This is a genomic window from Candidatus Dactylopiibacterium carminicum (genome assembly GCF_014736495.1).
GTDB lineage: Bacteria > Pseudomonadota > Gammaproteobacteria > Burkholderiales > Rhodocyclaceae > Uliginosibacterium > Uliginosibacterium carminicum.
The window spans coordinates 1-25,070 of sequence record NZ_MDUX01000017.1; the positions used below are offsets into that span (position 1 = coordinate 1).

Here is a 25,070-nt window from a genome sequence, read left to right on the forward strand (position 1 = left end):
TGCAGCAGAGAAACGAGATTATGGGCAACCAACGACCACTCGTCAACCACTTTCTACAAAAAGATCTTTAACCCCCGCGCCCGTCGCGATGAGCTACAAACACAAAAGCGCCCCGCTTCGCGGGGCGCTTTTGCTCGAACAGACTTACGGTCTGTTTAGTCTTTCTTGAAGCTGAGCTTTTCCTTGATGCGTGCCGACTTGCCGGAACGATCACGCAGGTAGTAGAGCTTGGCGCGGCGCACATCACCACGACGCTTCACTTCGATGCTAGCCACCAGCGGCGAGTAGGTTTGGAACGTACGCTCCACGCCTTCGCCAGAGGAAATCTTGCGGACGATGAAAGAGGAGTTCAGGCTGCGGTTGCGCTTGGCGATGACCACGCCTTCGTACGCCTGCAGGCGCTCCCGGGTACCTTCCTTCACCTTGACCTGAACGACAACGGTGTCGCCAGGAGCAAAATCAGGGATGGTCTTGCCAAGACGAGCAATCTCTTCTTGCTCAAGTTGCTGGATTAGATTCATGCGTATCTCCTAAAGAAACAAATTAGGACCTGTGTTGCAGGTCGTTCGCGCAGAGCAGGTCGCCACCTGATGCGCGCCGTCGTTATGCCTCGCGGTGTTCTGCGAGGCTGTTTTCCTGCCTGAATTCCTCAAGCAGTGAATTTTCTTCCTTGCTCAGCTGGCGCCTCCTCAGCAGATCAGGGCGCCTCAACTCCGTCCGCCCCAGCGCCTGCTTCAAACGCCAGCGCCGTATCTCTGCATGATTGCCAGAGAGCAGCGCCGCAGGGACCCTCTCTCCGTCAAACACATCTGGGCGCGTGTAATGAGGACAATCCAGCAACCCAGCGAAAAACGAATCCTCTACAGCAGACTCTGGATCGTTCAAAGCGCCGGGCAGTAGCCTCACCAGTGAATCGATCAGCAGCATCGCCGGCAATTCGCCACCGGAAACCACAAAGTCGCCAATGGATACTTCTTCATCCACGCAGGTATCGATCAGGCGCTGATCAACACCTTCGTATCTGCCACACAGCAGAATCAACCCGGCTTCCTGCCCCAAACGCATGACTGCTTGATGGTCTAGCGGCGCACCTTGCGGCGACAGGTAAACAACCCTTGCCTTCTTGCCCGTCGCTTCAACCTGCCCCGCCTGTGCGGCAGCAATCGCTTTTCGCAGAGGCTCCACCAGCATCACCACGCCAGGACCGCCACCAAACGGACGATCATCTACGGTCCGATGCGCGTCGGAGGTGAAGTCTCTTGGATTCCAGCACCGCAGAGACCAAAGCCCTCGTTCCTGCGCCCGGCGAGATATCCCAAAACCGCTGATTGCCTCGAACATCTCGGGGAAGATGGTGATCGCATCAAAGCGCTTCACGCCGGACTCCATCACCAATCCACTTCCCAATCCACCTTGATGACCTGGGATACAAGATCCACATCCAGTACATACGCACCAACAAACGGGATCAAACGAATGGCTTCGCCTTGCTCAACTTCCAATACCGAATGGGCTCCGGTATCCAGCAACCCGCAAACCTTGCCAAGTTCGGCCCCTTCGCGGCCAAGAACACTCAGACCAACCAAATCTGCCCAGTAATACTCATCCTTGGCAGTTGGCGGCAAAGCCTCCCTGGGGGCCGCGATGAAACAACCATCCAACGACTCGGCAGACGTACGGTCACACACCTCTGCCAATGCAGCCACAAGACCTTTGCCATGAAAGCGCAGGCCTCGCGGCAAAAACACCTGCCAATCCTCGCTTCGCGTGGACTCGGGATTTCGTCCGACCCACCACTGCGGCATCCGCCGCCACGAGAGAGGATCATCCCCCAACGGCTGGACCTTGAGCCAGCCCTGAATGCCAAAAGGGGCGACAACGCGCCCCATCACGATCATTTGCCAGCTGCTTGAATCAGACAGCAGCCTTGGCGTGCTGCTTGACCAGACGGGCCACCGTCGGCGACAGCTGGGCGCCATTCTGCTGCCAGTAGGTCAGGCGCTCGACGTTGAGCTGCAGACCGGTCTCGGCACCAGAGGCGACGGGGTTGTAATAGCCCACGCGCTCGATGAAACGACCGTCACGACGGTTGCGCGAATCAGCGGCAACGATGTTGAAGAAGGGGCGCTTCTTGGCGCCACCACGGGCAAGACGGATCACAACCATGTCAGGAATTCCTCGGTGTATGGAGACAAGCTCGCAAGAAAATGCGCGAATATAACGGATCGAACACGGAAACTCAAGCGAGAGACAAGCGCTGACACAACTCTCGCACCAGCCCCGCCTGATTGAGCGTGTAGAAATGCAGGCTGGGGGCGCCACCTTCAATCAGTCGCTCGCAAAGCGTGGTCACTACGTCCAGGCCAAAGGCGCGCACACTTTCCGCGTCGTCGCCAAACCCCTCGAACCTGCGCCTCATCCACTGAGGGATTTCCGCTCCGCAACTCTCGGAGAAACGCGCAAGCTTGCTGTAACTGGCAATCGGCATGATGCCCGGTACCACAGGCACCGTCACGCCGGCACGGCGTACGGCGTCGACGAAAGTGAAATAGGCGTCCGCATTGTAGAAGTACTGGGTGATCGCCGAATTGGCACCCGCACGGACTTTGTTGACGAAGGCTTTCAGGTCGGCTTCGTAGCTGCGCGCCTGAGAATAGATTTCGGGATAGGCTGCAACCTCCAGGAAGAATTCATCGCTGCTTTCCTTGCGGATGAACTCGACCAGCTCGTTGGCGTACCGGAACGCCCCCGGATCAGCCATGCCGGACGGTAGGTCACCACGCAGCGCCACGATACGCTTCACCCCGATCTCCCGAAAGTCGGCCAGATGCTCGCGGATGCTCTCCTGTGTGGCGCCGATGCAGGACAGATGAGGCGCGGCACCAATCCCAGCCTGACGGATCTCGCGCACGACTTCCAGGGTGCGGTCTCTTCAGCCAGTTCATCCCTGACTCCGCGCAGTTTCTCGACGCCGGCGGCAGTCGCCGGGGGGAAGAATTCAAGACTGAACTCCAGTTTCTTACTCATTTCGATTCCTCAACGTTGCACCTTGCGGGCGCAAACGAAAAACTCGTGATTGCCATCACCACCGGTGATCGGACTATTGCACCAGGCGAGCACCTCCAGCTCCGCTTCGGCACAAGCCTGGCGTATCCGTGCCTCCACGTCGGCATAGCGTGCGGCGTCGCGCACGATGCCGCCCTTGCCCAGCGCCTGCGGCCCCAGCTCGAACTGCGGCTTGGCCAGAGCCAGAATCCGCCCGTCCGAGGCCAGCAATGCCGGCCAGCGTGGCAGGAGCAGCGTCAGCGAGATGAAGCTGGCGTCACAGACGATCAGATCGAACCCTTGAACCGGAGCGCCCGAACCAAGCTGGTCCCGACTCAATTCACGGGCATTCAGACCTTCGATGGTCTTGCAGCGCGGCTCGCTCACCAGCCGGGGATGCAGTTGCCCATGCCCGACTTCCACACCCAGCACGCTCGCAGCCCCGGCCTGCAACAAGCAATCGGTGAAGCCGCCGGTGCTTTGTCCGACATCCAAGCAATGCCACCCCTGCACATCGAGCCCGGTCTCCTGCAATGCTCCCGCCAGCTTGAGGCCGCCACGAGAGACGAACCGATCGGTATCGTCCGGCGTTACCAGCAGCTCGGCAGAGGCCGGAATGCCGTCCGATGCCTTGCGCACTGGCTTGACGACGCCCAGATCCCACCAACCGACCCGCCCGGCAGCGATCATCCGCTGCGCAGCCGTACGCGACTCGGCCAGCCCACGTTCGACCAGCAACTGGTCGGCACGCGGCTGTCCGCGCCCTTCGACTGGAGCCGCCCGGGTCATTGCGCGCGGCTTGGGCTGGCGGGAATGGAAGGAGTACACGGGGCGGCGGGCCCGATCGAGCTCAGTAGCGGTAATGGTCGGCCTTGTACGGACCTTCCACCGGCACACCGATGTATCTGGCCTGCTCTTCGGTGAGCGTGGTGAGCTGCACGTTTAGCGTCTTCAGTTGCAGACGTGCGACCTTTTCATCCAGATGTTTCGGTAGCGTATAGACACCTACCGGATAGTCGGCGGTCTTCGTGAACAGTTCGATCTGCGCGATGGTCTGATTCGCGAACGAGGACGACATCACGTAGCTCGGGTGGCCAGTGGCACAACCCAGGTTCACCAGGCGCCCCTTGGCCAGCAGGATGATCCGGCGGCCAGAAGGGAAAATCACGTGATCCACCTGCGGCTTGATCTCTTCCCACTGATACTTCTCGAGCGAAGCGACATCGATCTCATTGTCGAAGTGGCCGATGTTGCAGACGATGGCATTGTTCTTCATCGCCGCCAGGTGCTCGTGACGGATGACATGGAAGTTGCCGGTAGTCGTCACGAAGATGTCAGCCTTGTCGGCTGCGTATTCCATCGTGACCACACGGTAGCCTTCCATGGCTGCCTGCAGCGCGCAGATCGGGTCGATCTCGGTGACCCAGACCTGGGCAGAGAGCGCGCGCAGCGCCTGAGCAGACCCCTTGCCCACGTCGCCATAGCCAGCCACCACGGCGATCTTGCCGGCGACCATCACGTCGGTCGCGCGCTTGATACCGTCCACCAGCGATTCACGGCAGCCATAGAGGTTGTCAAACTTGCTCTTGGTGACCGAGTCATTCACGTTGATCGCAGGGAACTTCAGTTCACCGCGCTGGTGCATCTGGTACAGACGATGCACGCCGGTGGTGGTTTCTTCGGTCACGCCCTTGATTTCCGCCAGACGTACCGAGTACCAGGTCGGATCAATCGCAAGCTTGGCCTTGATGGCAGCAAACAGGATGGTCTCTTCTTCTGACCCCGGTTTGGCCAGCAACGAGAGGTCCTTCTCGGCACGAGCTCCCAGGTGCAGCAGCAGCGTGGCATCACCACCGTCGTCGAGGATCATGTTGGAGTAGCCACCGTCAGTCCATTCAAAGATGCGGTGCGTGTAATCCCAATATTCGGTCAGCGACTCGCCCTTCTTGGCGAACACGGGAATACCCGCTGCGGCGATGGCGGCGGCGGCATGATCCTGCGTCGAGAAGATGTTGCATGAAGCCCAGCGCACGTCGGCGCCCAGCGCCTTCAGCGTCTCGATCAGCACGGCGGTCTGAATCGTCATGTGCAACGAACCGGTGATGCGCGCTCCCTTGAGCGGCTGGCTTTTCGCAAATTCCTCGCGAATGGCCATCAGGCCGGGCATCTCGCCTTCGGCGATCCTGATTTCCTTGCGCCCCCAATCGGCCAGGGCAAGGTCTGTGATCACATAATCATTGGATTGAGCCACGATGTTCTCTTTGAACAGGTGGCCGGATCGGGAGGGGAGCAAGAGATGGCTCACCGTCTACCCGTGCCCGGCACGGTTGAACAGGTGAGCGCAGTTGGAACGAATCCCGCCGATACGGCGGGTTCCGAGCCTGGGATCGCAAAAGGATCTCGCAGCGCTCCTCGGAGGTGCTGGATTATAGGCGACTCAGGCGCGGCGCGCAGCCATCCAGCCATGCAGCTCATCCGCCGACATGGGTCTGGCGTATAGATAGCCCTGCGCTTCCACGCAGCCCAGCCGCGCAAGCAAAACCGCCTGCTCCGGCGTCTCGACCCCCTCGGCGATCACCGCTTTGCCCAGGCGATGTCCGAGCTGGATCACCACACCGGCAATGCTGGCATCCAGGGAAGTTTCGCTGAGCTCCAGCACGAATGCCCGGTCGATCTTCAGGCGATCCACGGCAAGGCGCTTGAGTTGCGCCAGCGAGGAGTAACCCGTGCCGAAGTCATCCACGGCCAGCTGTACGCCCATCGTGTGCAGCGCGTCCAGCGTCTGGCGCACATAGGCGGCGTCTTCCATGGCGATGGATTCCGTGATTTCCAGCTCCAGACAACGCGCATCGATACCGGTTTCCGCGATGATTGCGCGCAGATCGACCAAAAAATCCGGGTGCCGGAACTGGATCGCCGACACATTCACGGCCATGCGCAGGCCCGGCTGGCCGTGCGCATGCAGGTGTGCGAGTTCGGTACAGGCATCGCGCAGCACCAACAGGCCGATTTCACGAATCAGGCCGGATTGTTCCGCCACCGGGATGAACTGATCCGGACCGACCAGCTCACCGCTGTCGGTTCGCCAGCGCACCAACGCTTCCAGACCTACCAGCGCCTGGGTGGCGATGATCAACTGCGGCTGATAGACGACAAAGAAGCCCCCGCTGCGCAGACTCTGGCGCAATCCCGTGAGCAAGCCGACGCGCTCCTGCGTCTGCCGTGAATACTCCGGCCGATACCAGGCGATCGATCCGCGCTGGTGCTGGCGTGCCATACGCAGGGTCTGGAATCCGGCCTCCAGCACCGCAGCACCATTGGCACTGGCCACATCCCCCAGGCGGGTCAGGCTGATGGTCACCGACACCATCGCCTCCTGCCCCTGCACCGGCAATGGCTGCACGAACAGGGATTTCAGCTCTTCTTCTGTCAGCAGCCCGGCATCGCCGAGCACGGCAAAAGTATCCGCAGCAATGCGCGACACCGTCAGCGAGTCCGCCAGCCGTGTGCGCAGGCGCTGCCCTACGGCGCGCAGCAACTCATCGCCGAAACTCTGCCCGAGCGCTTCGTTGATCTCACCGAAACGATCGACGTCGATCAGCGCCAATATCTGCGCAGCCTCCGCGCCGGAACGTTGCAGTCCGTCCAGCGCCTCGCTGAGCCAGCGGCGATTGGGCAGTCCGAGCAGACTGTCGTACAAGGCTTCGTGATGCAGATGCTCGAGCAACGCATGATTGTCGAGGCAAGAGGCGAAATGCCCGATAAAGATGTCCAGCACGCCCTCATCGACGAAACGTGGCAGGCTTGCCGGCAATTCTAGATAACAGGTCATCAGGCTGCCATCACGCGCCGACAGCGAAATCGCCAGCCCACGCTCGCACCAACTGGCGCCGCCAGCGTCCGAGCTCTCCTGACAACACAGCACGATCTGCGTATCCGGCAGCGCCGCCAGCCCATGCCCGAGCAAGGACTTGAAGTCCTTGACAGCACAGATGATCTTCACATCGCCTGAACGGGCATCGCGCCGCATGGCAAATCCGTTGACCGGCGCGTGCAGCAGCTGTGCCAGTTGCTCCAGCACCGTTCGGGCAAACGACTCGTCGTCAGCCTGCCCCATCAGATTCACACCCGCGTGCAGGATCTCGCGCAAGGTGCGGCGGTTGGCTTCAAGCGTACGGATCTGGCGATAGGCACGAATGGCCGAGGAAAGGCAGGTGTAAACCTGGCCCCGAGTGAGCTGGGCCTTGCTGCGGTAGTCGTTGATGTCGTAATCGCGAACAGCGGCAATTTCCGGCGCGAATCCCGGCTGCCCTGTATGCAGCACGATACGTGTGTCGTGCAGGCCGAGATCCTCGCGGATGGCACGCACCATCTGCAGACCGGCGTGCTCATGCTCCATCACCACATCGAGCATGACGACCGCGATATCCGCCTCGCGCGCCAGGATCTCCAGCCCTTCCCGCGCAGAATAGGCATGCAACCACTCGATGCGCCCATCGAGCACGGGCAGCTTGCTCATGGCAAAGGCCAGGGAACGATGCACTTTCTCGTCGTCATCAACAATCAGGCAGCGTTATGCCCGACCGGAAGCCTCCGGCTCGGGTTCGGGCTGCTCCATGGCAAACGACATCGGTGCTTCGTGTTGCGCGTCCGGATTTTCCCGCACCGCCACGTACCCCTTTCTTTGTAAGCGCGTCATCCCCAAGGAAGACATTTTGTACGGATCGTGCAGTTAATTCTGAAGGCCGAGCAGGCGCTCAGCAAGCGAAAACTACTTCGAAAGGCATATGGCACACCAAATAGCCTATCGCCCCCAATCAATGACGTCCGGTTTTCCCGGAAACAAGAAGGGCCACCCATCGGGCAGCCCTTCATGTTTTGCTCACGCCAGATACGCACCGTGCCGATCTCGGCAACGATGGCACCCGGGAAAGAATGCGGTCAACACGCGCCGCTCACAACCCGGCCGCCGCGCGCAGTGCCGCAGCCTTGTCCGCATGCTCCCAGCTGAACTCGGGCTCGCTACGACCGAAGTGGCCATAAGCAGCCGTCTTGGCGTAAATCGGACGCAGCAAGTCAAGCATCTGGATGATGCCCTTGGGCCGCAGATCGAAATGTTCCGCCACCAGTGCGGCGATCTTCTCATCCGCAATCACACCGGTACCCTCGGTGAACACCGTCACGTTCATCGGTTGCGCAACACCGATGGCGTAGGCGACCTGAACCTGACATTGCCGAGCCAGGCCGGCGGCCACGACGTTCTTCGCCACATACCGCGCAGCGTAGGCTGCGGAACGGTCGACCTTGGATGGATCCTTGCCGGAGAAAGCACCGCCCCCGTGCGGACAAGCGCCGCCATAAGTATCCACGATGATCTTGCGGCCAGTCAGGCCGCAGTCGCCCTGCGGGCCACCAATCACGAAACGGCCAGTCGGATTGACCAGATACTTCGGGTTCTTCAAAAGCTCGGCCGGAATCACAGCCTTGATGATGTCTTCGATGACCGCTTCACGGATGGTTTCCTGCGAAACTTCCGGTGCGTGCTGGGTGGAGATCACGACGGTATCCACTTCCACCGGCTTGCCATCGACGTAACGGAAGGTGACCTGGCTCTTCGCATCCGGGCGCAGCCAGGCGAGGCGGCCATCCTTGCGCAGTTCGCTCTGGCGCTGCACCAGACGGTGCGAGTACCAGATCGGCGCGGGCATCAGGTCGGGCGTCTCGTCGCAGGCATAACCGAACATCAGGCCCTGGTCGCCAGCCCCCTGGTTCAGGTAGTCGTCGGATGCACGATCCACGCCCTGGGCGATATCGTTGGATTGCTTGTCGTAGCAGACCATCACCGCGCAGCCCTTGTAATCGATGCCGTACTCGGTGTTGTCGTAGCCGATACGGCGCAGGGTCTCGCGCGCAACCTGGATGTAATCCACGTGGGCATTGGTGGTGATTTCGCCGGCCAGCACCACCAGGCCGGTGTTGCACAACGTTTCGGCGGCCACGCGGGAGCGCGGATCCTGGGTCAGGATCGCGTCGAGGATGGCATCGGAGATCTGGTCAGCCACCTTGTCCGGATGGCCTTCGGATACAGATTCGGACGTAAACAGATAGTCGTTCGACATTATTGGCTCCGCAAACAACAAAACCCCGGATGATTGTCGGCGCGGCCGACTTCGGGGTTCGAGCGGACGACGCTTTAGCAGAATTTCGATGTCGGCTGCCGCCGCACCACCGCCCTGCAAGTTGTCTTTAACTCGGCGGTTCCCGGATTATTGGCGAGCGCCCCCTATAATGCAAGCCCCGAAAACCAGCCGTCCAGTCGTGCCCCGCCTGCAACTCCTGCCTTTCCTGTTCCGCCTGCTCGGGCGCTGCTCACTACCCTGCCTGCATCATCTGGGAGGCCTGGGCGGCATGCTGGCCCATGCCCTGTCGCCTCGACTGCGCCGGCATCTGCGCGAGAACTACGCGCGTGCGCTGGGCCGCCAGCCCACGCTGTCCGAACGGCTTGAGAATGCCCGCGAAACCGGGCGCATGATGCTGGAGCTCCCCTTCGTGTGGCAACGGCCACTGGATGAAGTGATGGCGCACGTGGTCGAGGTGCGGGGCATGGAGCATATGGACGCCTTGCGGGCCGAGGGCAGCACGCTGCTGGCGCTGACGCCGCACATGGGCTGCTTCGAGATCACCTCGCTGTACATGGGCCGCTTCATGCCCTTCAGCATCCTCTATCGGCCTCCCAAGCAGAAAGCCATCGAACCCCTGCTGCGCGCGGGACGCGAGCGCGGTCAACTGACCCTTGTCACGGCCGATCTCTCTGGCGTCCGCCAGATCATCAAGGGACTGCGCCAGGGCATAGCCACCGGTCTGTTGCCGGATCAGGCGCCCGGCAAGGGCGAAGGCATCTGGTCGCCGTTCTTCGGCCGCCCGGCCTACACCATGACGCTGGCGGCCCGCCTGTCCGAGGTGAAAAACACCCGGGTACTGCTGTTCTGGGGCGAACGCCTGCCCGGACGTGGCTGGCGGCTGCACATCGTACCCCCTCGGCGACCGATCGAAGGTTCGCTGGAAGAGCGCGTACACGCCATCAATCACGAACTCGAAACGCTGATACTGCGTTGCCCGGCGCAATATCTGTGGGCATACAACCGCTACAAGACGCCGGCCGGCGCGCCGCAACCAACCGTGAATGGTGAATCGTGACGCGCGCTTCGCGCTGGGTGAATGGTCACCCCATTCACACCGGAGCCCACATCCACAATTTCACCCTTCACCATTCACCCCACACGCAATGACCCGCATCTTCCTTGCCGGCCTGTGGTGTTTCCACTGGCTCCCACTCCCCGTCCAGGCGGCCTGCGGCTGGCTGTTCGGCCATCTGCTGTACCTGCTCGTGCTGCCGCGCTGCCGCGTGCTGGCAACCAACCTGCGCCTGTGCTTTCCGGAAAAGTCCGCGGCGGAGCGGCGCCACATGGCGCGGCGCGTCTGCGTCGCCGTCACGCGTTCGATGCTGGAGCGCGGCGTGTTGTGGTGGGCATCCGAAGCGCGGATCCGCCGGCTGGTCGAGCTGAATGGCGTCGATCGCATCCGCCAGCTGCACGCCGAAGGCCGCGCAGTCGTGATGCTGGTGCCGCATTTCGTGGGACTGGACATGGCCGGCTCACGCATGGCGATGGAGATGGACTGCGTGAGCATGTATTCCGCACAGAACGACAAGCTCATCGAAAAGATGCTGCTGCACGGCCGCACCCGTTTCGGCTCGCAAGAACTGCTCTCACGCCAGGACGGCATCCGCGGCGCGGTGAAGGCCATGAAGCTTGGCCGGCCCTTCTACTATCTTCCGGATCTGGATTTCGGCCCCAAGGAATCCATCTTCGTGCCCTTCTTCGGCATCCAGACCGCCACCGTTCCGGGCCTGCCCCGCATCGCGCGTCTGGCCGACGCCGCCGTAGTGCCACTGGTGGTGCGCATGAAACCCTGGGGTCAGGGCTATGTCGGCGAGTTCCAGGAGCCGTGGAACGATTTCCCCGGCACGGATGTCGAGACGGACACGGCGCGCATGAACGCCTGGATCGAAAGCGAAGTACGCAAGACGCCCGAGCAGTACTATTGGGTGCACAAACGCTTCAAGACCCGCCCCGCCGGCGAGGCCAGGTTTTACTGAAACCGGAACCTCTTCACGCGCGAACCCAAGCACTCGCAGGATAATGACGCCATGAGACTGCACTTCACCAAGATGCATGGCCTGGGCAACGACTTCGTCGTGGTCGACGCGATCAGCCACTCCGTGACGATGACGTCCGCGCTGGCCAGGCAACTCTCCGACCGCCGTTTCGGCATCGGCTGCGACCAGTTACTGGTGGTCGAGCGCCCGGCGCGGGCCGGCGTGGATTTCCGCTACCGTATCTTCAACGCCGACGGCTCCGAGGTCGAGCAATGCGGCAACGGCGCGCGCTGCTTCGCGCGCTTCGTGGTCGATCACGGCCTCACCGACAAGACCGCGATCCGCGTCGAAACACAGTCCGGCATCATCGAGCCGCGCCTGGCCGATGGTGGCCTGGTCACCGTAGACATGGGCGTGCCGGTATTCGACCCCGCGCGCATCCCCTTCCAGTCAGACTCCGATGCCGTCGAACAGACGCTCGAGGTCGCCGGTGCAAGCGTAGTCATCACGGCCGTATCGATGGGCAATCCGCACGCGGTACAGGTCGTCAATGATGTGGATGCGGCTCCGGTTGGCGTGATCGGCCCGCTGATCGAGCAGCATCCGCGCTTCCCGGCCCGCGTCAATGCGGGCTTCATGCAGATCGAGGATCGGCGCAGTATCCGCCTGCGTGTCTATGAGCGTGGCGCAGGAGAAACGCTCGCCTGTGGCACCGGAGCCTGCGCCGCGGTGGTCGCCGGCATCCGTCGCGGCCTGCTCGACTCCCCGGTACGCGTACATACGCGCGGCGGCGAACTATCCATCGCCTGGGCCGGCCCGGGCAGCCCCGTATTGATGACCGGCCCTGCCGTGATCGTGTTCGAGGGCAGCATAGAGATCTGACCCCGTATTCCTGACATCCTGCACGCCATGACGCCACAAGACATCGTCGAATTCCTTTCTTCCCGCCCCGAGTTCTTCTCCGAGCACTCCGATCTGCTTGCCCAGCTCTCCGTCCCGCACCCGACCCACGGCCACGCGATCTCGCTGACCGAGCGCCAGGTGCTGACCCTGCGTGAAAAGCTCGCGCAGGTGCAAAGCAAGCTCGCTGAACTGGTGAGCTTCGGCGAGGAAAACGACGTCATCGCCAGCAAGGTCCATCGACTCAGCATGGCCCTGCTCCTGGCCGATGAGTTCGAAGCCGTGAGCGCCATCGTATATGCCCATCTGCAGGAAGATTTCGCCGTGCCGCATGTGGCGCTGCGCGTGTGGAACAGCATCCTCAAGCGGGACAGCGAAGAATTCGCCGATGTCTCCGAAGAGCTGCGTTTCCTCGCCGCCGACCTGCATCAGCCCTACACCGGCCCGGCGCAGCATGAAGAAATCCTTGGCTGGTTTGGCGAATCCTCCGGCCTGATAGCATCCATGGCGCTCATCCCGCTACGCCGCGACGCCCAGGTCTTCGGCATGCTGGCCCTGGGCTCCGAGGACCCGCAGCGCTTCTTCCCCGGCATGGGCACGCTCTATGTCGAACGCATCGGCGATCTGGTCGGCGCGGCGGTGCTCAAGCACGTCGGCTGAAGCCGGGCGCTGACGCAATATTGTTCATGCGCTGACTGCCCCCAAAAAACAGGGCCCGTCTGAAGTGAAAACAAAGTCCACCACCGTTCCGCTCCCGACGCCCGATGCCCGGCTCCCGAACGAAGCGGAAGCCTGGCTGGACTACCTCGCCCACCAGTGCCGTGCCAGCCCGCACACCCTGAGCAACTACCGGCGCGACCTGCTCAAGTTGCAGACACTCGCCACCGGCCGTGATCTGCTGAGTCTGGGCGCTGCCGACATCCGCCGCTTTGCCGCCCGCCTGCACGCCAACGGCCTCGGCCCGCGTGCCATCGGCCGTACGCTGTCGGCCTGGCGTGGTCTGTTCCGCTGGCTGCTGGCACGCGGCGAAGCGGACGCCAATCCGGTACTGGGCATCCGCCCGCCCAAAGCCGGCAAGCCGCTGCCCCGCACGCTATCCGTGGATGCCGCCAACGCACTGCTCGATGCCGCGCCGGACGATCTGCTCGAAATCCGCGACCGCGCCATGTTCGAACTGCTCTACTCCGCCGGCCTGCGGCTGGACGAACTCGCCATGCTCGACATCGCCGGCGACTACAGCGTGCAAGGTGACGAAGTGACCGTGCTCGGCAAACGCCGCAAGACACGCCGCGTGCCCGTCGGCGGCATGGCTCGCGAGGCCCTGCAGGCCTGGCTCGCGGCACGAGCCACCCTGGCCTCGCCCGATGAAGCCGCGCTCTTCGTCAGCCAGCGCGGCTACCGGCTCTCCGGCCGCATGATCCGCGCCCGCCTGGCGCGTTGGGCACGCGAGAAAGGCGCTGCGCAACATGTGCACCCACACATGCTGCGCCACTGTTTCGCCTCGCACCTGCTGCAGTCCTCGGGCGACCTGCGCGCGGTGCAGGAACTGCTAGGTCATGCCAGCATCCGCAGCACGCAGGTCTACACCCACCTCGATTTCCAGCACCTGGCCAAGGTGTATGACGCGGCGCATCCGAGGGCGAGAAAAAAACAGGGGTGAGGGTCAGGCGTCGACGGTGGTGCAGGCGGGGCGTGTGCCAATGCGAGGCCATTTCCGCCTCTTTCGTATGGACACGCCGCCGCCACGACTCCCTGCGTGCAGTCCCAGATCACGCGCCTCCGCTACAATCCGCCCCTTCCCAGATTTCCGCAGACAGGCCCGCCATGGCTGAACTGACTCTCGCACCGGGCAAGGAACGCTCGGTAATGCGCCGCCACCCCTGGATCTTCGCTGGCTCCGTGGCCAAGGTGGCCGGCCGCTCCAGGCCGGGTGACACCGTCGAGGTCTACAACGACCGTGGCCAGTTCATGGGCCGTGCAGCCTATTCGCCGGATTCACAGATCCGCGCCCGGATGTGGAGTTTCGACGCCGAGGAATCCATCGATCACGGATTCTTCAAACGCCGCATCGCCGCCTGCGTCGCCCGCCGCACGGCACATCCGCATCTAGCCAGGCAGGATGGTCTGCGCCTGATCCATGGCGAATCCGACGGGTTGCCCGGCATCATTGCCGACCGTTTCGGCGCGGTCGTGGTGCTGCAGCTCACCAGTGCAGGCGGAGAGAAATGGCGCGATGCCATCGTCGCCGGGCTGGTCCAGGCCACCGGCTGCCTCTGCGTGTATGAGCGCTCGGACTCCGACGTACGACGACTCGAAGGCCTGGAGCCCCGCAGTGGAATCCTTCACGGCGAGCTGCCTGCAAGCGTCACCATCACCGAGAACGGTGTGAAGATGGAAGTCGACGTGGTGGCCGGCCACAAGACCGGTTTCTATCTCGACCAGCGCGACAACCGCCTGCTCACCGGGCAACTCAGCGCGGGCCGCGCGGTGCTCAATTGCTTCTGCTATACGGGCGGCTTCTCGCTGCAGGCACTGGCGGGCGGCGCCAGTTCGGTGTTGTCCATCGACTCTTCCGGCCCGGCATTGGCCACCGCGCAACGCAATCTGACACTGAACCCGCAACTGGACGCCAGCCGCGCCGAATGGTGGGAAGCCGATGTCTTCGAAGCGCTGCGCAAGTTGCGCGCGGAAGGCCGCAGTTTCGATCTCATCGTGCTCGATCCACCGAAGTTCGCCCCCTCGGCGGCTCACGCCCAGCGTGCCGCACGCGCCTACAAGGACATCAACATTCTCGGTTTCCGCCTGCTCAACCCGGGCGGCATCCTGATGACCTATTCCTGCTCCGGCGGCATCGGGCAGGAACTTTTCCAGCAGATCGTCGCTGGCGCCGCCGTCGACGCAGGGGTGGATGCACGCATCCTGCACCGGCTTGCCGCCGGTGCTGATCACCCCATCGGTCTGGCCGTGCCCGAAGGCGAATACCTCAAAGGGCTGGCCTGTCAGATCGGCTGAGCGGGCAAATACGCGGAATGGTGAGGCAGCGCCACGGTGCGCCGGTGCGCATAGCGCACCATTTCTGATGGCCCCTAATGCTCTCAGAATTCCGTACGACGCGATCCCAGAACAGATATTTCCGGCGCGTCCTGAAGCTCGCGGTCCACGTATTCTTCAAGAGGCCGCACCAGGCCGAGTTCTGCCGCGATCTGCGTTTCGGCCTGTTGCGCCAGAATCCGCCGGTCCGCATTCGGTGCCAGAGGCTCCAGGAATGTCAGCCGCGCCTGCAACCCCGAGGCGCGGGCTATCGCACACAGACATTGCCAGAAACTGATCTCGCCATCGTAAGCTGGCGCCAGACTGGGCCGGCCTTGTGCATCCTCGTAACGCAGGGCCATCGGCTGCACCGGCACGCCGGCATCCACGGCAGCCTGGAACAGGGCTGGGCGGAACGGCAGCAGGCGCTCACCGTGCGTCGTGGTGCCTTCCGGAAACACGGCCACCCGATCGCCACCGCCCAGCCGCGCCGCGATGGCCCCGGCGGAGCGCGCCGCAGCAGCCCGGCTGCCGCGTGCGATGTAAAGCGTTCCGGTCAGGCTCACCAATGCGCCGATCAGAGGCCAGTCACGCACATCGTACTTGCAGACGAAATGCGTCGGCGTGACGGCATTGATCACGAACACATCCAGCCAGGAAGTATGGTTGCTGACGATCAGCGCAGCCGCGGGCAAGGGGGTCGCTGGCGCCCGCAGGCGCACACCCAGCACATGCAGCAGAAGCCGCGCCCAGCCCTGCTTCACGCGCCAGCATCTTGCGGGCGTCCAGCATGGAAACAGCAGGCGTGCCGTCAGCAGCCCTCCCCCGATCAGGGTGAAGACACCGATCAGGCGGCAGAAGGCGCGGATTTCACGCAGCGTGGCGCAAAGAAACGTCATCGGGGCTCGGAACGAAGAATCCTGCGGGATTCTAGCGCCGGGCGCCGATTGCTCCGACAGGGCTTTCACGCGCCCTGACGTTCGACGAAGTGCTTGGCGTAGCGCGAATCCACGCGCTTCATCGACAGCAGGATGAACAGATCCGCGGTATTGAAGTCGGGATCCCAGGCCGGCGCGCCACACACCTGGGCACCTGCGCGCAGATAGCCCTTGAGTAGCGGCGGCAGCTCGGCGCGGATATCGCTGGCCAGTGCCTCGACCGGCAGCGGATTGCGCGGGAACACGTGGTACTCCACAGGCGCCAGCTTGTCCTGCAACGCGCGGTAGAGGTTGGCTGCGTTGTGGCCGCCATCGGCCATGCCGACGCTGGCGCAGCCCATCAGGTGATCGTAGCCGTTGGCCAGCATGAAACGCGACAGCCCGTTCCACAGCAGCGTGATCACGGCCCCCGTGCGGTAATCGGCATCGATGCAGGAACGGCCGATCTCCACCAGCCCCGGGCGAAGATGCTGCAGGCGGGTGAGGTCGAATTCGGTTTCGGAGTAGTAACCGCCGATACGGCGTGCGGCTTCCGGCGTGAGGATGCGGTAGGTGCCGACGATGCGACCCTGCGCCTCGTCGCGCACGATCAGATGCTGGCAGTGCGCATCGAAGTGGTCGCGATCCACGCCGGGGGTGCGGGTGTTCAGGCGTGCGCCCATTTCCTCGGCGAACACGCGGTAACGCAGCTTCTGCGCTTCCAGGATTTCGGACTCGGTGGCCGCGAGGCCGACCCAGAGATCGCGAGACTTTTGTTCTACAGCTTGTGATTCGACGCGCAGCATGCAATGCCTCCTTTGGGCGGCGGGCACCAGACCCGCGTGCCGCCACTGTAGGCAGACGCTGTTGCGCGATGGTTACTCTCTGGTTGCAGGCAGGTTACATGGGCACGGCGCAGCAGCGCTGCGTGCCCATGCGGTTCAGAGTCCGAAATTCCAGACCCGCTGTACCGTACCGGACAGAATTTCGGCCCGCTCCGCCGCCGGCAGGAAATCCAGATGGTCACGGAACAGCGCCACGGCCTGGGCGTAGCTCAGGGGGGAAGCGATACCGGCCAGTCCGTGCCCCACATCAGGCGTTTGGCGCCGAAAGCATCGTAGAGGCGCTTTACCTGATCCTTGGCGTCAGCATACGGATAAGGCTGGGCCGAGACCTTCCACATGTGCAAGATCTTCAGGAACACATTGGGATAACGCGCCAGCGCCAGCAGCAGGGCCAGTTGATCCGGACGATTTGCGGGAATGTCCGCCATGTGGTCGATAACCACGGTCAGCTCCCGATTCCGCTCGATCAGCGGTATCAGTTCCGGCAGACGAGAAGGCACGGTCAGCACCGTCATCGGCACCTTCAACGCATTGCAGCGACGCCACAGTGGTGGCATCAGCGGCCCCTTGATCCAGTCGTCCGCCGCGCTTTCGTAAGGACTGATACGCACACCGCGGAAGCCCTGCTCCTCCACCAGCCGGCTCAGACTGTCCGGCGCGGCCGGGTCTTCCGGATTCACCCGGCAGACGCCCTGGAATTGCTGCGGATAGCGTTTGAGGACGTCCGCGATGTAGCTGTTGTCCCACTTGTAGGTGATCATCTGGATCAGTACCGTGCGCGCCACACCATTGGCGCGCATCAGATCCAGCACCATCTCTGCCGAAGCATCGGTCTCGGGCGGTTTGCGGTCCGGCGAGAACGGAAAGGCCGGGTCGCGCTTCCAGACATGAACGTGGGAGTCGATCAGCAGCGGCGGGAGCTCTGTCGCCGCCAGCACAGGCACTCCGAGCGGCATGGCCATGGCCGAGGCTGCAGCGGCCTTGAGAAAACTGCGTCTTTGCATGATGAATCCCTTTCGTCAGGAAAGCGCCGCCCTGCACCGGGTGCAAGGCAGGCAGGAAACACGGAAATTGCAGAAAGGAATGCAGGCCGCTTACGGTTCCGCGTCGATCAGGATGGCGCGGAAGTCGTTTACGTTGGTCAGCGTCGGCCCGGTGATCACGGCGTCCCCCAGCGCGCCGAAAAAACCATGGCCGTCGTTGTTGTCCAGCGACTGGCGCGGCCGGACGCCCTTGGCCCAGGCGCGAGCCAGTGAATCCGGCGTGAGCACGGCACCGGCGATCTCTTCCAGGCCATCGACGCCGTCGGTGTCGCCAGCCAGGGCCCAGACGTCGGGCACGCCCTCAAGCGCCACACCCAGCGAGAGCAGGAACTCGACGTTGCGCCCGCCACGCCCCTTGCCACGCACGGTGACGGTGGCCTCACCGCCCGAGAGCAGCACGCAGGGCGGCTTGAAGGGCTGGCCCGTGGCGGCGACGTTGCGCACGATGCCGGCCATCACCTTGCCCATGTCGCGCGCTTCACCCTCCAGGCTGTCGCCCAGGTTGTAGACCGGGTAGCCGGCTTCGCGCGCAAGCTTCGCAGCCGCCTCAAGCGCCATCGCCGGCGTGGCGATGAAGTGATGGCTGCTGCCGGCAAGGCGCGCATCGCCGGGCTTCACGGATTCACCCTCGCCGCTTTCCAGCAGGCGGCGCGCGGCGAGAGGAAGTTCTACCCCGTAACGATCCACGATGACCATTGCGTCGGCACAGGTGGTGGGGTCCGCCACCGTCGGACCGGAGGCAATGTCCACCGGATGATCGCCAGGCACGTCGGAGATCAGTAGCGTCACCACGCGCGCCGGATGGCAGGCAGCGCCCAGCCGTCCGCCCTTGATCGCCGAGAGGTGACGCCGCACGCAGTTCATTTCGCTGATCGAGGCGCCGGACTTCAATAGTGCGCGATTGATGTCCTGCTTGTCTTCGAGGCTGATGCCCGGCAAAGGCAAGGGCAGCAAGGCCGAGCCGCCGCCCGAGATCAGGCACAGCACGGTGTCGTCTTCGGTCAGCCCACCCACCAGATCGAGCATGCGACGCGAGGCGGCCAGCCCGTTTTCGTCCGGCACCGGATGGGCAGCAGTGGCGATCTCGATACGGCTGCAGAGCACTTCGTAGCCATAGCGCGTCACCACCAGCCCGGAAAGCGGGCCCTGCCAGTGCGTTTCGACCACGCGTGCCATCTCGGCCGAAGCCTTGCCCGCGCCGATCACCACCAGGCGCCCGCGCGGGCGCTCCGGCAGCAGCGGCGGCAGGCACAGCGCCGGCTGGGCGGCAGCCACCGCCGCCGCGAACATCCGGCGCAGGAGTTGCTGAGGATCGCGCGACACGCAGCTCCTCCTTTCCGTCAGGCCGACTGGCCGATCTCGAAGTTCGCCATCAACTCCAGCGCACGCACCATGCCGGAGTGATCCCAGGCTTCGCCGCCATGCGAAGCGCAGGCGTTGAAGAGTTCCTGCGCGGTGGCAGTGTTGGTCAGCGACAAACCCAGCGCACGTGCGGTGGACAGCGCCAGATTGAGATCCTTCTGGTGCAGTGCGATGCGGAAGCCGGGCGCGAAGTTACGCTTGATCATGCGTTCGCCATGTACTTCGAGAATGCGCGAGTTGGCGAAGCCACCCATCAGGGCCTGACGCACACGGGCCGGATCGGCCCCGGCTTTGGAGGCGAGCAGCAACGCCTCGCCCACGGCCTCAATGGTCAGTGCCACGATGATCTGGTTGGCGACCTTGGTGATCTGGCCGGCCCCCACATCGCCCACCAGGGTGATGTTCTTGCCCATTTTCTCGAACAGCGGGCGCACGCGCTCGAACACGCTTTCCTTGCCGCCGCACATGATGGTGAGGCTGGCAGCCTTGGCGCCGACATCGCCACCGGAGACCGGCGCATCGACATAGTCCGCCCCCAGCGCTTCGATCTTTTTCGCGAACTCCTTGGTCGCCACCGGCGAGATGGAGCTCATGTCCACCACCACCTTGCCGGAAGCCAGGGTGTCAGCCACGCCGTTCTCACCGAAGAGCACTGCTTCGACGTGAGGCGTGTCCGGCACCATGAGGATCACGATGTCGGCCTGAGCCGCAACTTCGGCCGAAGTCTTGCAGGCGATGCCGCCGGCCTGCAGCAGCGTATCCGGCAAACCGCCAACACTGTGCAGATAGGTGGTGTAACCCGCCGCGATCAGGTGGCCCGCCATCGGCGGTGCCCATGATGCCAAGGCCGATGAAACCGATCTTTTCCATTGATTGACTCCTGTTGCTGGTATTCGTGATTGATGAGGGCTCAGGCGGCGCAGGTGCGCGCGATCTTGAGCGGCTGGAAGCGCGCCGCGAGCTGTTCGGCCGCCCGCGCCAGCAGTGCGATGTCCGCCCCCACGGCAGTGAAGCAGCAGCCCCATTCGATGTACTGGCGCGCCTGCGCCTCGTCGCCGGTGAGGATGCCGGCCGGTTTGCCGGCGGCACGGATGCGCGCAATCGCATCCTTGATCGCGGCCTGCACCTCGGGATGCCCGGGCTGACCGATGTGGCCCATGGCGGCGGAAAGATCCCCGGGGCCGATGAAGATGCCGTCGATGCCGTCGACCTGGGCGATGGCCTCGATCTGCGTCAGCGCTTCGGCCGTCTCCACCTGCATCAGCACGCACAGTTCCTCGCTGGCACGCTGGTGATACTCCTTGATACGGCCGAAGCGGGAAGCACGTGACAGACCGGTGAAGCCACGCACACCGCCCTCGGCGGGATAGCGCGTGGCGGCCACGGCGATGGCGGCCTCCTCGGCGTTCTGCACCTGCGGGATCAGCAGAGTCTGCGCGCCGATGTCGAGCACGCGCTTGATCAGCACCTTGTCATTCCAGGCCACGCGCACCACCGGGCTGCTGCCGCCTTCGATCAGTGCCTGCAACTGCTGGTGCAGCAGGAAAGTCTCGTTGGGCGAATGCTCGCCGTCGAGCACGATCCAGTCGAATCCGGCGCCGCCGATCACTTCGGTACTGACGTGATTGGACAGGTGCGACCACAGGCCGATCTGCAACTGGCCGGCCCGCAGACCGCGTTTGAACTGGTTCAGGATCATCTCCATGATTGGCTCTCTTTCGCTCAGGCGGCCTGGGCCGCATCGACCATCTCGCGGCTGTAATGGCGGCTGGCCTCGACCAGCATCCGGGTATAGGGATGCTCGGGCACGGCACCGACGATGCTGGAGCAATCGAGCAGATCTACGATGCGGCCTTGCTGCATCACCGCGACGCGGTCGCACAGATGCGCTACCACGCCCAGGTCGTGCGTCACCAGCAGATAGGTGAGGCCTTCCTTCTGGCGCAGATCGGCCAGCAGGTTGAGGATCTCGGCCTGCACCGACACATCCAGCGCCGAGGTCGGCTCGTCGAGCAGCAGGATGCGCGGCTCGAGGATCAGCGCACGGGCGATCGCCACGCGCTGGCGCTGACCGCCGGAGAGCTGGTGCGGATAACGGTAGCGGAAGCTCGTCGGCAGCCCCACCTTGGTAAGGATGGAGTCGATGCGCTGGCTGATGTTGCCGATGCCATGGATGCGCAAGGGCTCGGCCAGTGCCGTCTCCACCGTATGGCGCGAATGCAGCGAGCCGTAGGGGTCCTGGAACACCATCTGCACCTTGCGGCAGCGGGCCTTGTCCAGCTTGCGGCCAAGCTTCTCGCCATTGATGGCCAGCCGCCCGTGCCAGTGGTTGTACTGGCCGGCCAGGCAGCGCAGTACGGTGGTCTTGCCCGAGCCGGATTCGCCCACGATGGCGAGCTTTTCGCGGCCCAGATCGAAGGAGACACCGCGCACGGCATCCACCAGGCTGCCACCGCTCTGGAAGCGGACGTGGAGATCCTGGACTTCCAGCAGGGGCGCTGTATTCATGGTTTCCTGCGTCATCATCTGTACTCCCTCACTCGCTGCGAGGATCAAGCACGTCACGCATGCCGTCACCGAAGAGATTGAATGCCAGGCTGACCATCATGATCGCCAGGCCGGGGGTGGCCACCAGCCACCAGCACTCGAGCATGTAGCGGCGCCCGGTGGAGATCATCGCGCCCCATTCCGGCACCGGCGGCTGCGCGCCGAGGCCTAGGAAGCCAAGGCCGGCAGCTGTCAGGATGATCCCGGCCATATTCATCGGTGCCGAACCAGTGCGCGGCACTCGGCGGCTGCAGCACGCTGGCCATGTCCTGCACCAGCGGATCGTGGGTGGCGATCAGCGGGGCGAGCGCCACCAGCAGCAGGAAGGCGATCACCGTGAGGCCGACAACGGATAGCGGGTTGCGCAGCAGCTTGCGGGCACCGCGCGCCAGGTTCTGGCGCAGGGCCTGTGACGAGGATTGCGGCGTGCCGTCGGAAGGTGCGGCGAGATTGGTCGTCGTAGTCATGGTCATGGTCATGGTCATGATTGCTCTCAACGGGTACGGGGATCGAAGACCTGGTAGAGCGCGTCGGCGATCAGGTTCAGGCTCACGAAGATAATGCCGATGAGCAGCACACAGCCCATCACGGCGTTCATGTCGCCCAGCAGCAGGCTGGAGACGAGGTAGCTGCCGAAGCCGGGCCAGGCGAACACCGTCTCGATCAGCACGGCGCCTTCGAGCAGGCCGCCATAGGCCAGTGCGACGATGGTCAGCAACTGCACGAGGATGTTGAGGAAGGCGTGGCGCCAGATCACTTCGCGCTCGGAAAGACCCTTCACGCGGGCAGTGATGATGTATTCCTGTGACAGCTGCGCCAGCATGAATGAACGCGTCATGCGGGCGATGTAGGCCATCGAGTGCAGGCCGAGGATGCAGGCAGGCAGGGTGATGTGCTTGACGGCACTCCAGAACACATCCCATTCACCGGCGAGCGCCGAGTCGATCAGCAGCATGCCGGTGCGGCTTTCCACCAGCCCGTCATAGGCCAGGTCGATGCGCCCTGCGCCGCCAGCCCAGTTCAGCCAGGCATAGAAGATGATCAGACCCATCATGCCGAACCAGAACACCGGCACCGAGTAGCCACAGAGGCTGATCACGCGCACGACCTGATCACCCCAGCGGCCACGATGGGTGGCGGCGAACACGCCCAGCGGTACACCGACACAGGTGCCGAACAGGATGGCGATGGTGGCCAGCTCGATCGTGGCAGGGAAGACGCGGGCGATGTCGGCCGCCACCGAATTGCCGGAGAGCAGCGCACGGCCCAGGTCACCATGCATCAGATCGCGCAGATAGTAGAAATACTGCACGTACATCGGGCGATCCAGGCCGAGCTGGTGATACACCTGGTCATACGTGGACTGGTCCGCGTCGGCACCGACGATGGACAGGACCGGATCGAGCGGCATTACCCGACCGATGAGGAAGGTCAGCGTCAGCAAGCCCAGCAGGGTGATAGCGACGATGCCCAGACGATGGCCGAGACTGGTCAGCCGGCGTGCGGACAGACCGGAGGAAGTGAAGATCGACATGGGATGCTCCAGGGCTACGGGGTCGCCCGCCCGAGGGAGGGCGACCATTCAAGGGCTCAGCGTTGCTTGAAGACGTCGCGCCAGCGGGTGGTAGAAGCCGGGTGGCTCTTGAAGTTGCGCAGGTCCTTCTGCAGCACCACGGTATCCACCATCTGCGAGATGGGCTGAATGGCGCCAACCTGCTCGTCATACAGCTTCTGGATGTCCTGGTACATCGCGATCTGCTTCTTCGCATCCTGTTCCAGCACGGCCTTCTCGATCAGCGAGTTGATCTCCGGACTGATGAAGGAGGTGCGCCAGCCCTGGAAGTTGGTCAGCTTGGCTTCATTGCTGTTATCCGGGTTGTAGACAAGTGCGCGCAGGCTGCTGTGCGGATGCGGCTCGGCACCGCCACCACCACGGCCGACGATGATCTCGAACTGACGATCACGCATCGCGCCATACACCTGGTTACCGGTGCCGGGGATCACGCTGGCATCGATGCCGCCCAAGGCCAGCGTGGCCTGCAGGTTGGTGGCGATGTTGATGAAGGGCGGATCGGACAGCACACGGATGGTGGTCTTGAAACCGTTGGGGAAACCGGCCTCGGCCAACAACTTGCGGGCGGCTGGCACATCCAGCTTGTAGCCCGGATTGGGCAGCGTGGCCGGCAGGCCGCTCTGGATCGGGCGCTGATGCAGCACGCCGTAGTTGGGCATCACCGTTTTGTTGATGCCGTCATAATCGATCAGGTTGCGGATCGCCAGGCGCACGCGCTTGTCGGCGAACTTCGGATCCTTCACGCTGACGGCGACGTAGTACACCGTGCCGCGCTTGACCGACTCGACGCGCACGTTCTGGTTCTTCTTCATCGCTTCGACATCCGGCACCGACATGCCGTTGGCCACATCGATGTCCCCGCGCTCGAGCATCAGGCGCAAGGTCTGCGATTCGGTCATGTGGCGCAGCACCACGCGACGCAGCTTGGGAGCCCCGCGCCAGTAGCCATCGAAACGGCTCATCAGCAGCACATCCTTCTGCCGCCAGTCATTGAGCGCGAAGGGACCGGAACCGGCTTCGTTGGTGGTGAGCCAGGCACGGCCCATGTCACCGTCCTTCTGATGCTGCATGACCTTCTTGCTGTCGAGGATTACGCTGCTCACCGAAGTCCCCAGCGTGTAGATGATCAGCTTGGGGTCAGCGGGCTCGGGCAGGTCGATCACCAGTGTCTGCGGATCCACGGCGCGGATCTGCTTGTCGACGTTCTGCGCCGTGAAACCATAGCTCTTCCAGCCGGAGGCCAGCGCCAGGTTCAGCTTCAGCACGCGCTGCAGCGACCAGGCGGCATCCTCGGCCGTGAGCACGTTGCCGGAGTGGAACTTCACGCCCTTGCGGATCTTGAAGGTGATGCTCTTGTTGTCCGGCGTGATCGTCCAGCTCTCGGCCAGCCCCGGCAGCACCGTGTGGGTGTCGTTGGGGTCGAGCTCGACCAGCGAGTCGTACAGGTTGGCGTTGATCTCGAGCACGTCATTGCCAGTGGCGCCAGCAGGATCCAGCGACAGCAGGTTGTTCATGCTCATGCCGACGATCAACTGATCAGCCGGCGTCTTGGCCTGGATCGTGCCGATCAGCGAGACCGACAAGGCACAGGCAGCAAGCAAGAAGGGTAGTTTCTTCATGGTTGTCTCCTCGTATAGCTATTTGTGCTAC

General features: G+C 63.3%; 23 protein-coding genes, 3 pseudogenes and 1 riboswitch. Of the genes and pseudogenes, 6 read left to right on the top strand and 20 right to left on the bottom strand.

Going from position 1 to position 25,070, the window contains the following annotated elements; all coding sequences use genetic code 11:
- Positions 1 to 155: 155 nt before the first annotated feature.
- From rplS to metK, 9 genes and pseudogenes are all read right to left on the bottom strand, one after another.
- Entirely contained in the window at positions 156 to 521 is a 366-nt protein-coding gene (gene rplS / locus BGI27_RS06915; protein ID WP_095524163.1) for a 50S ribosomal protein L19, read from the bottom strand.
- An 82-nt stretch (positions 522 to 603) separates the two neighbouring features.
- The gene (gene trmD / locus BGI27_RS06920) at positions 604 to 1,389 is read right to left on the bottom strand and encodes a tRNA (guanosine(37)-N1)-methyltransferase TrmD (RefSeq protein WP_095524164.1); all 786 of its coding nucleotides are present in this window, start codon (positions 1,387 to 1,389) and stop codon (positions 604 to 606) included.
- A complete protein-coding gene (gene rimM, locus BGI27_RS06925; protein WP_095524165.1) occupies positions 1,389 to 1,898 on the bottom strand; it encodes a ribosome maturation factor RimM in 510 nt (169 codons plus the stop codon). Before rimM ends, trmD begins: the two co-directional genes overlap by 1 nt.
- A 16-nt stretch (positions 1,899 to 1,914) precedes the next feature.
- Positions 1,915 to 2,166, bottom strand: a complete 252-nt coding sequence (rpsP, locus tag BGI27_RS06930; protein ID WP_095524166.1) for a 30S ribosomal protein S16 — start codon at positions 2,164 to 2,166, stop codon at positions 1,915 to 1,917.
- Positions 2,167 to 2,239: 73 nt separating this feature from the next.
- A pseudogene (locus BGI27_RS06935) lies at positions 2,240 to 3,027 on the bottom strand (methylenetetrahydrofolate reductase).
- A gap of 9 nt (positions 3,028 to 3,036) precedes the next feature.
- Positions 3,037 to 3,834 (bottom strand): TlyA family RNA methyltransferase, encoded by a 798-nt coding sequence (locus BGI27_RS06940; RefSeq protein ID WP_095524167.1) that lies wholly within the window; start codon positions 3,832 to 3,834, stop codon positions 3,037 to 3,039.
- Between the two features lie 61 nt (positions 3,835 to 3,895).
- The gene (ahcY, locus tag BGI27_RS06945; RefSeq protein ID WP_170942932.1) at positions 3,896 to 5,296 is read right to left on the bottom strand and encodes an adenosylhomocysteinase; all 1,401 of its coding nucleotides are present in this window, start codon (positions 5,294 to 5,296) and stop codon (positions 3,896 to 3,898) included.
- Positions 5,297 to 5,375: 79 nt separating this feature from the next.
- A riboswitch (S-adenosyl-L-homocysteine riboswitch) is annotated at positions 5,376 to 5,465 on the bottom strand.
- A 17-nt stretch (positions 5,466 to 5,482) separates the two neighbouring features.
- On the bottom strand, positions 5,483 to 7,564 hold the full coding sequence (locus BGI27_RS06950; protein ID WP_141239707.1) for a putative bifunctional diguanylate cyclase/phosphodiesterase: 2,082 nt from the start codon (positions 7,562 to 7,564) through the stop codon (positions 5,483 to 5,485).
- A 436-nt stretch (positions 7,565 to 8,000) separates the two neighbouring features.
- A complete protein-coding gene (gene metK, locus BGI27_RS06955) occupies positions 8,001 to 9,164 on the bottom strand; it encodes a methionine adenosyltransferase (protein WP_095524169.1) in 1,164 nt (387 codons plus the stop codon).
- A 199-nt stretch (positions 9,165 to 9,363) separates the two neighbouring features.
- Here metK and BGI27_RS06960 point away from each other — a divergent pair, with 199 nt between their 5' ends.
- The 6 genes from BGI27_RS06960 (at position 9,364) to BGI27_RS06985 (ending at position 15,115) form a co-directional block, all read left to right on the top strand.
- Positions 9,364 to 10,242: a lysophospholipid acyltransferase family protein gene (locus BGI27_RS06960; protein ID WP_223871650.1), complete on the top strand. Its 879-nt coding sequence runs from the start codon at positions 9,364 to 9,366 to the stop codon at positions 10,240 to 10,242.
- An 88-nt stretch (positions 10,243 to 10,330) separates the two neighbouring features.
- Complete coding sequence (locus BGI27_RS06965; RefSeq protein ID WP_095524171.1) at positions 10,331 to 11,203, top strand: lysophospholipid acyltransferase family protein; 873 nt, start codon at positions 10,331 to 10,333, stop codon at positions 11,201 to 11,203.
- 51 nt (positions 11,204 to 11,254) lie between these two features.
- Positions 11,255 to 12,085 carry a diaminopimelate epimerase gene (dapF, locus tag BGI27_RS06970; RefSeq protein WP_095524172.1) on the top strand — a complete coding sequence of 277 codons (831 nt, stop codon included), beginning with the start codon at positions 11,255 to 11,257 and terminating at the stop codon, positions 12,083 to 12,085.
- Positions 12,086 to 12,112: 27 nt separating this feature from the next.
- Complete coding sequence (locus BGI27_RS06975; RefSeq protein WP_095524173.1) at positions 12,113 to 12,763, top strand: DUF484 family protein; 651 nt, start codon at positions 12,113 to 12,115, stop codon at positions 12,761 to 12,763.
- A gap of 64 nt (positions 12,764 to 12,827) precedes the next feature.
- Positions 12,828 to 13,763, top strand: a complete 936-nt coding sequence (locus tag BGI27_RS06980; RefSeq protein ID WP_095524174.1) for a tyrosine recombinase XerC — start codon at positions 12,828 to 12,830, stop codon at positions 13,761 to 13,763.
- A 164-nt stretch (positions 13,764 to 13,927) separates the two neighbouring features.
- The gene (locus BGI27_RS06985) at positions 13,928 to 15,115 is read left to right on the top strand and encodes a class I SAM-dependent rRNA methyltransferase (RefSeq protein ID WP_095524175.1); all 1,188 of its coding nucleotides are present in this window, start codon (positions 13,928 to 13,930) and stop codon (positions 15,113 to 15,115) included.
- Between the two features lie 83 nt (positions 15,116 to 15,198).
- Here BGI27_RS06985 and BGI27_RS06990 read toward each other — a convergent pair whose 3' ends face one another.
- The 11 genes and pseudogenes from BGI27_RS06990 to BGI27_RS07035 form a co-directional block, all read right to left on the bottom strand.
- Positions 15,199 to 16,032 (bottom strand): lysophospholipid acyltransferase family protein, encoded by an 834-nt coding sequence (locus tag BGI27_RS06990; protein WP_095524176.1) that lies wholly within the window; start codon positions 16,030 to 16,032, stop codon positions 15,199 to 15,201.
- 65 nt (positions 16,033 to 16,097) lie between these two features.
- Entirely contained in the window at positions 16,098 to 16,856 is a 759-nt protein-coding gene (locus BGI27_RS06995) for a GNAT family N-acetyltransferase (RefSeq protein WP_095524177.1), read from the bottom strand.
- A 248-nt stretch (positions 16,857 to 17,104) separates the two neighbouring features.
- Positions 17,105 to 17,899 carry an amidohydrolase family protein gene (locus tag BGI27_RS07000; protein WP_223871651.1) on the bottom strand — a complete coding sequence of 265 codons (795 nt, stop codon included), beginning with the start codon at positions 17,897 to 17,899 and terminating at the stop codon, positions 17,105 to 17,107.
- A gap of 90 nt (positions 17,900 to 17,989) precedes the next feature.
- Positions 17,990 to 19,228 (bottom strand): glycerate kinase type-2 family protein, encoded by a 1,239-nt coding sequence (locus tag BGI27_RS07005; RefSeq protein ID WP_095524210.1) that lies wholly within the window; start codon positions 19,226 to 19,228, stop codon positions 17,990 to 17,992.
- A gap of 50 nt (positions 19,229 to 19,278) precedes the next feature.
- A pseudogene (locus BGI27_RS07010) lies at positions 19,279 to 20,170 on the bottom strand (2-hydroxy-3-oxopropionate reductase).
- Positions 20,171 to 20,210: 40 nt separating this feature from the next.
- Positions 20,211 to 21,005 (bottom strand): aldolase/citrate lyase family protein, encoded by a 795-nt coding sequence (locus BGI27_RS07015; protein WP_095524178.1) that lies wholly within the window; start codon positions 21,003 to 21,005, stop codon positions 20,211 to 20,213.
- Between the two features lie 17 nt (positions 21,006 to 21,022).
- The gene (locus tag BGI27_RS07020; protein WP_095524211.1) at positions 21,023 to 21,808 is read right to left on the bottom strand and encodes an ABC transporter ATP-binding protein; all 786 of its coding nucleotides are present in this window, start codon (positions 21,806 to 21,808) and stop codon (positions 21,023 to 21,025) included.
- Positions 21,809 to 21,836: 28 nt separating this feature from the next.
- A complete protein-coding gene (locus tag BGI27_RS18770; RefSeq protein ID WP_338140496.1) occupies positions 21,837 to 22,064 on the bottom strand; it encodes an ABC transporter permease subunit in 228 nt (75 codons plus the stop codon).
- A gap of 37 nt (positions 22,065 to 22,101) precedes the next feature.
- Positions 22,102 to 22,332: pseudogene (locus BGI27_RS18775) on the bottom strand (hypothetical protein); the annotation flags it as partial.
- An 8-nt stretch (positions 22,333 to 22,340) separates the two neighbouring features.
- Positions 22,341 to 23,381 carry an ABC transporter permease gene (locus BGI27_RS07030; protein ID WP_095524179.1) on the bottom strand — a complete coding sequence of 347 codons (1,041 nt, stop codon included), beginning with the start codon at positions 23,379 to 23,381 and terminating at the stop codon, positions 22,341 to 22,343.
- A 56-nt stretch (positions 23,382 to 23,437) separates the two neighbouring features.
- Entirely contained in the window at positions 23,438 to 25,039 is a 1,602-nt protein-coding gene (locus BGI27_RS07035; protein ID WP_095524180.1) for an ABC transporter substrate-binding protein, read from the bottom strand.
- Positions 25,040 to 25,070 lie beyond the last annotated feature (31 nt).

Excerpts from the sequence above, each read along its gene's own strand:
- rplS (WP_095524163.1), bottom strand. The coding sequence starts at position 521 with ATGAATCTAATCCAGCAACTTGAGCAAGAAGAGATTGCTCGTCTTGGC.
- trmD (WP_095524164.1), bottom strand. The coding sequence starts at position 1,389 with ATGGAGTCCGGCGTGAAGCGCTTTGATGCGATCACCATCTTCCCCGAG.
- rimM (WP_095524165.1), bottom strand. The coding sequence starts at position 1,898 with ATGATCGTGATGGGGCGCGTTGTCGCCCCTTTTGGCATTCAGGGCTGG.
- rpsP (WP_095524166.1), bottom strand. The coding sequence starts at position 2,166 with ATGGTTGTGATCCGTCTTGCCCGTGGTGGCGCCAAGAAGCGCCCCTTC.
- BGI27_RS06940 (WP_095524167.1), bottom strand. The coding sequence starts at position 3,834 with ATGACCCGGGCGGCTCCAGTCGAAGGGCGCGGACAGCCGCGTGCCGAC.
- BGI27_RS06950 (WP_141239707.1), bottom strand. The coding sequence starts at position 7,564 with ATGAGCAAGCTGCCCGTGCTCGATGGGCGCATCGAGTGGTTGCATGCC.
- metK (WP_095524169.1), bottom strand. The coding sequence starts at position 9,164 with ATGTCGAACGACTATCTGTTTACGTCCGAATCTGTATCCGAAGGCCAT.
- BGI27_RS06965 (WP_095524171.1), top strand. The coding sequence starts at position 10,331 with ATGACCCGCATCTTCCTTGCCGGCCTGTGGTGTTTCCACTGGCTCCCA.
- dapF (WP_095524172.1), top strand. The coding sequence starts at position 11,255 with ATGAGACTGCACTTCACCAAGATGCATGGCCTGGGCAACGACTTCGTC.
- BGI27_RS06975 (WP_095524173.1), top strand. The coding sequence starts at position 12,113 with ATGACGCCACAAGACATCGTCGAATTCCTTTCTTCCCGCCCCGAGTTC.
- BGI27_RS06985 (WP_095524175.1), top strand. The coding sequence starts at position 13,928 with ATGGCTGAACTGACTCTCGCACCGGGCAAGGAACGCTCGGTAATGCGC.
- BGI27_RS06990 (WP_095524176.1), bottom strand. The coding sequence starts at position 16,032 with ATGACGTTTCTTTGCGCCACGCTGCGTGAAATCCGCGCCTTCTGCCGC.
- BGI27_RS06995 (WP_095524177.1), bottom strand. The coding sequence starts at position 16,856 with ATGCTGCGCGTCGAATCACAAGCTGTAGAACAAAAGTCTCGCGATCTC.
- BGI27_RS07000 (WP_223871651.1), bottom strand. The coding sequence starts at position 17,899 with ATGCAAAGACGCAGTTTTCTCAAGGCCGCTGCAGCCTCGGCCATGGCC.
- BGI27_RS07005 (WP_095524210.1), bottom strand. The coding sequence starts at position 19,228 with ATGTTCGCGGCGGCGGTGGCTGCCGCCCAGCCGGCGCTGTGCCTGCCG.
- BGI27_RS07015 (WP_095524178.1), bottom strand. The coding sequence starts at position 21,005 with ATGGAGATGATCCTGAACCAGTTCAAACGCGGTCTGCGGGCCGGCCAG.
- BGI27_RS07020 (WP_095524211.1), bottom strand. The coding sequence starts at position 21,808 with ATGAATACAGCGCCCCTGCTGGAAGTCCAGGATCTCCACGTCCGCTTC.
- BGI27_RS18770 (WP_338140496.1), bottom strand. The coding sequence starts at position 22,064 with ATGAATATGGCCGGGATCATCCTGACAGCTGCCGGCCTTGGCTTCCTA.
- BGI27_RS07030 (WP_095524179.1), bottom strand. The coding sequence starts at position 23,381 with ATGTCGATCTTCACTTCCTCCGGTCTGTCCGCACGCCGGCTGACCAGT.
- BGI27_RS07035 (WP_095524180.1), bottom strand. The coding sequence starts at position 25,039 with ATGAAGAAACTACCCTTCTTGCTTGCTGCCTGTGCCTTGTCGGTCTCG.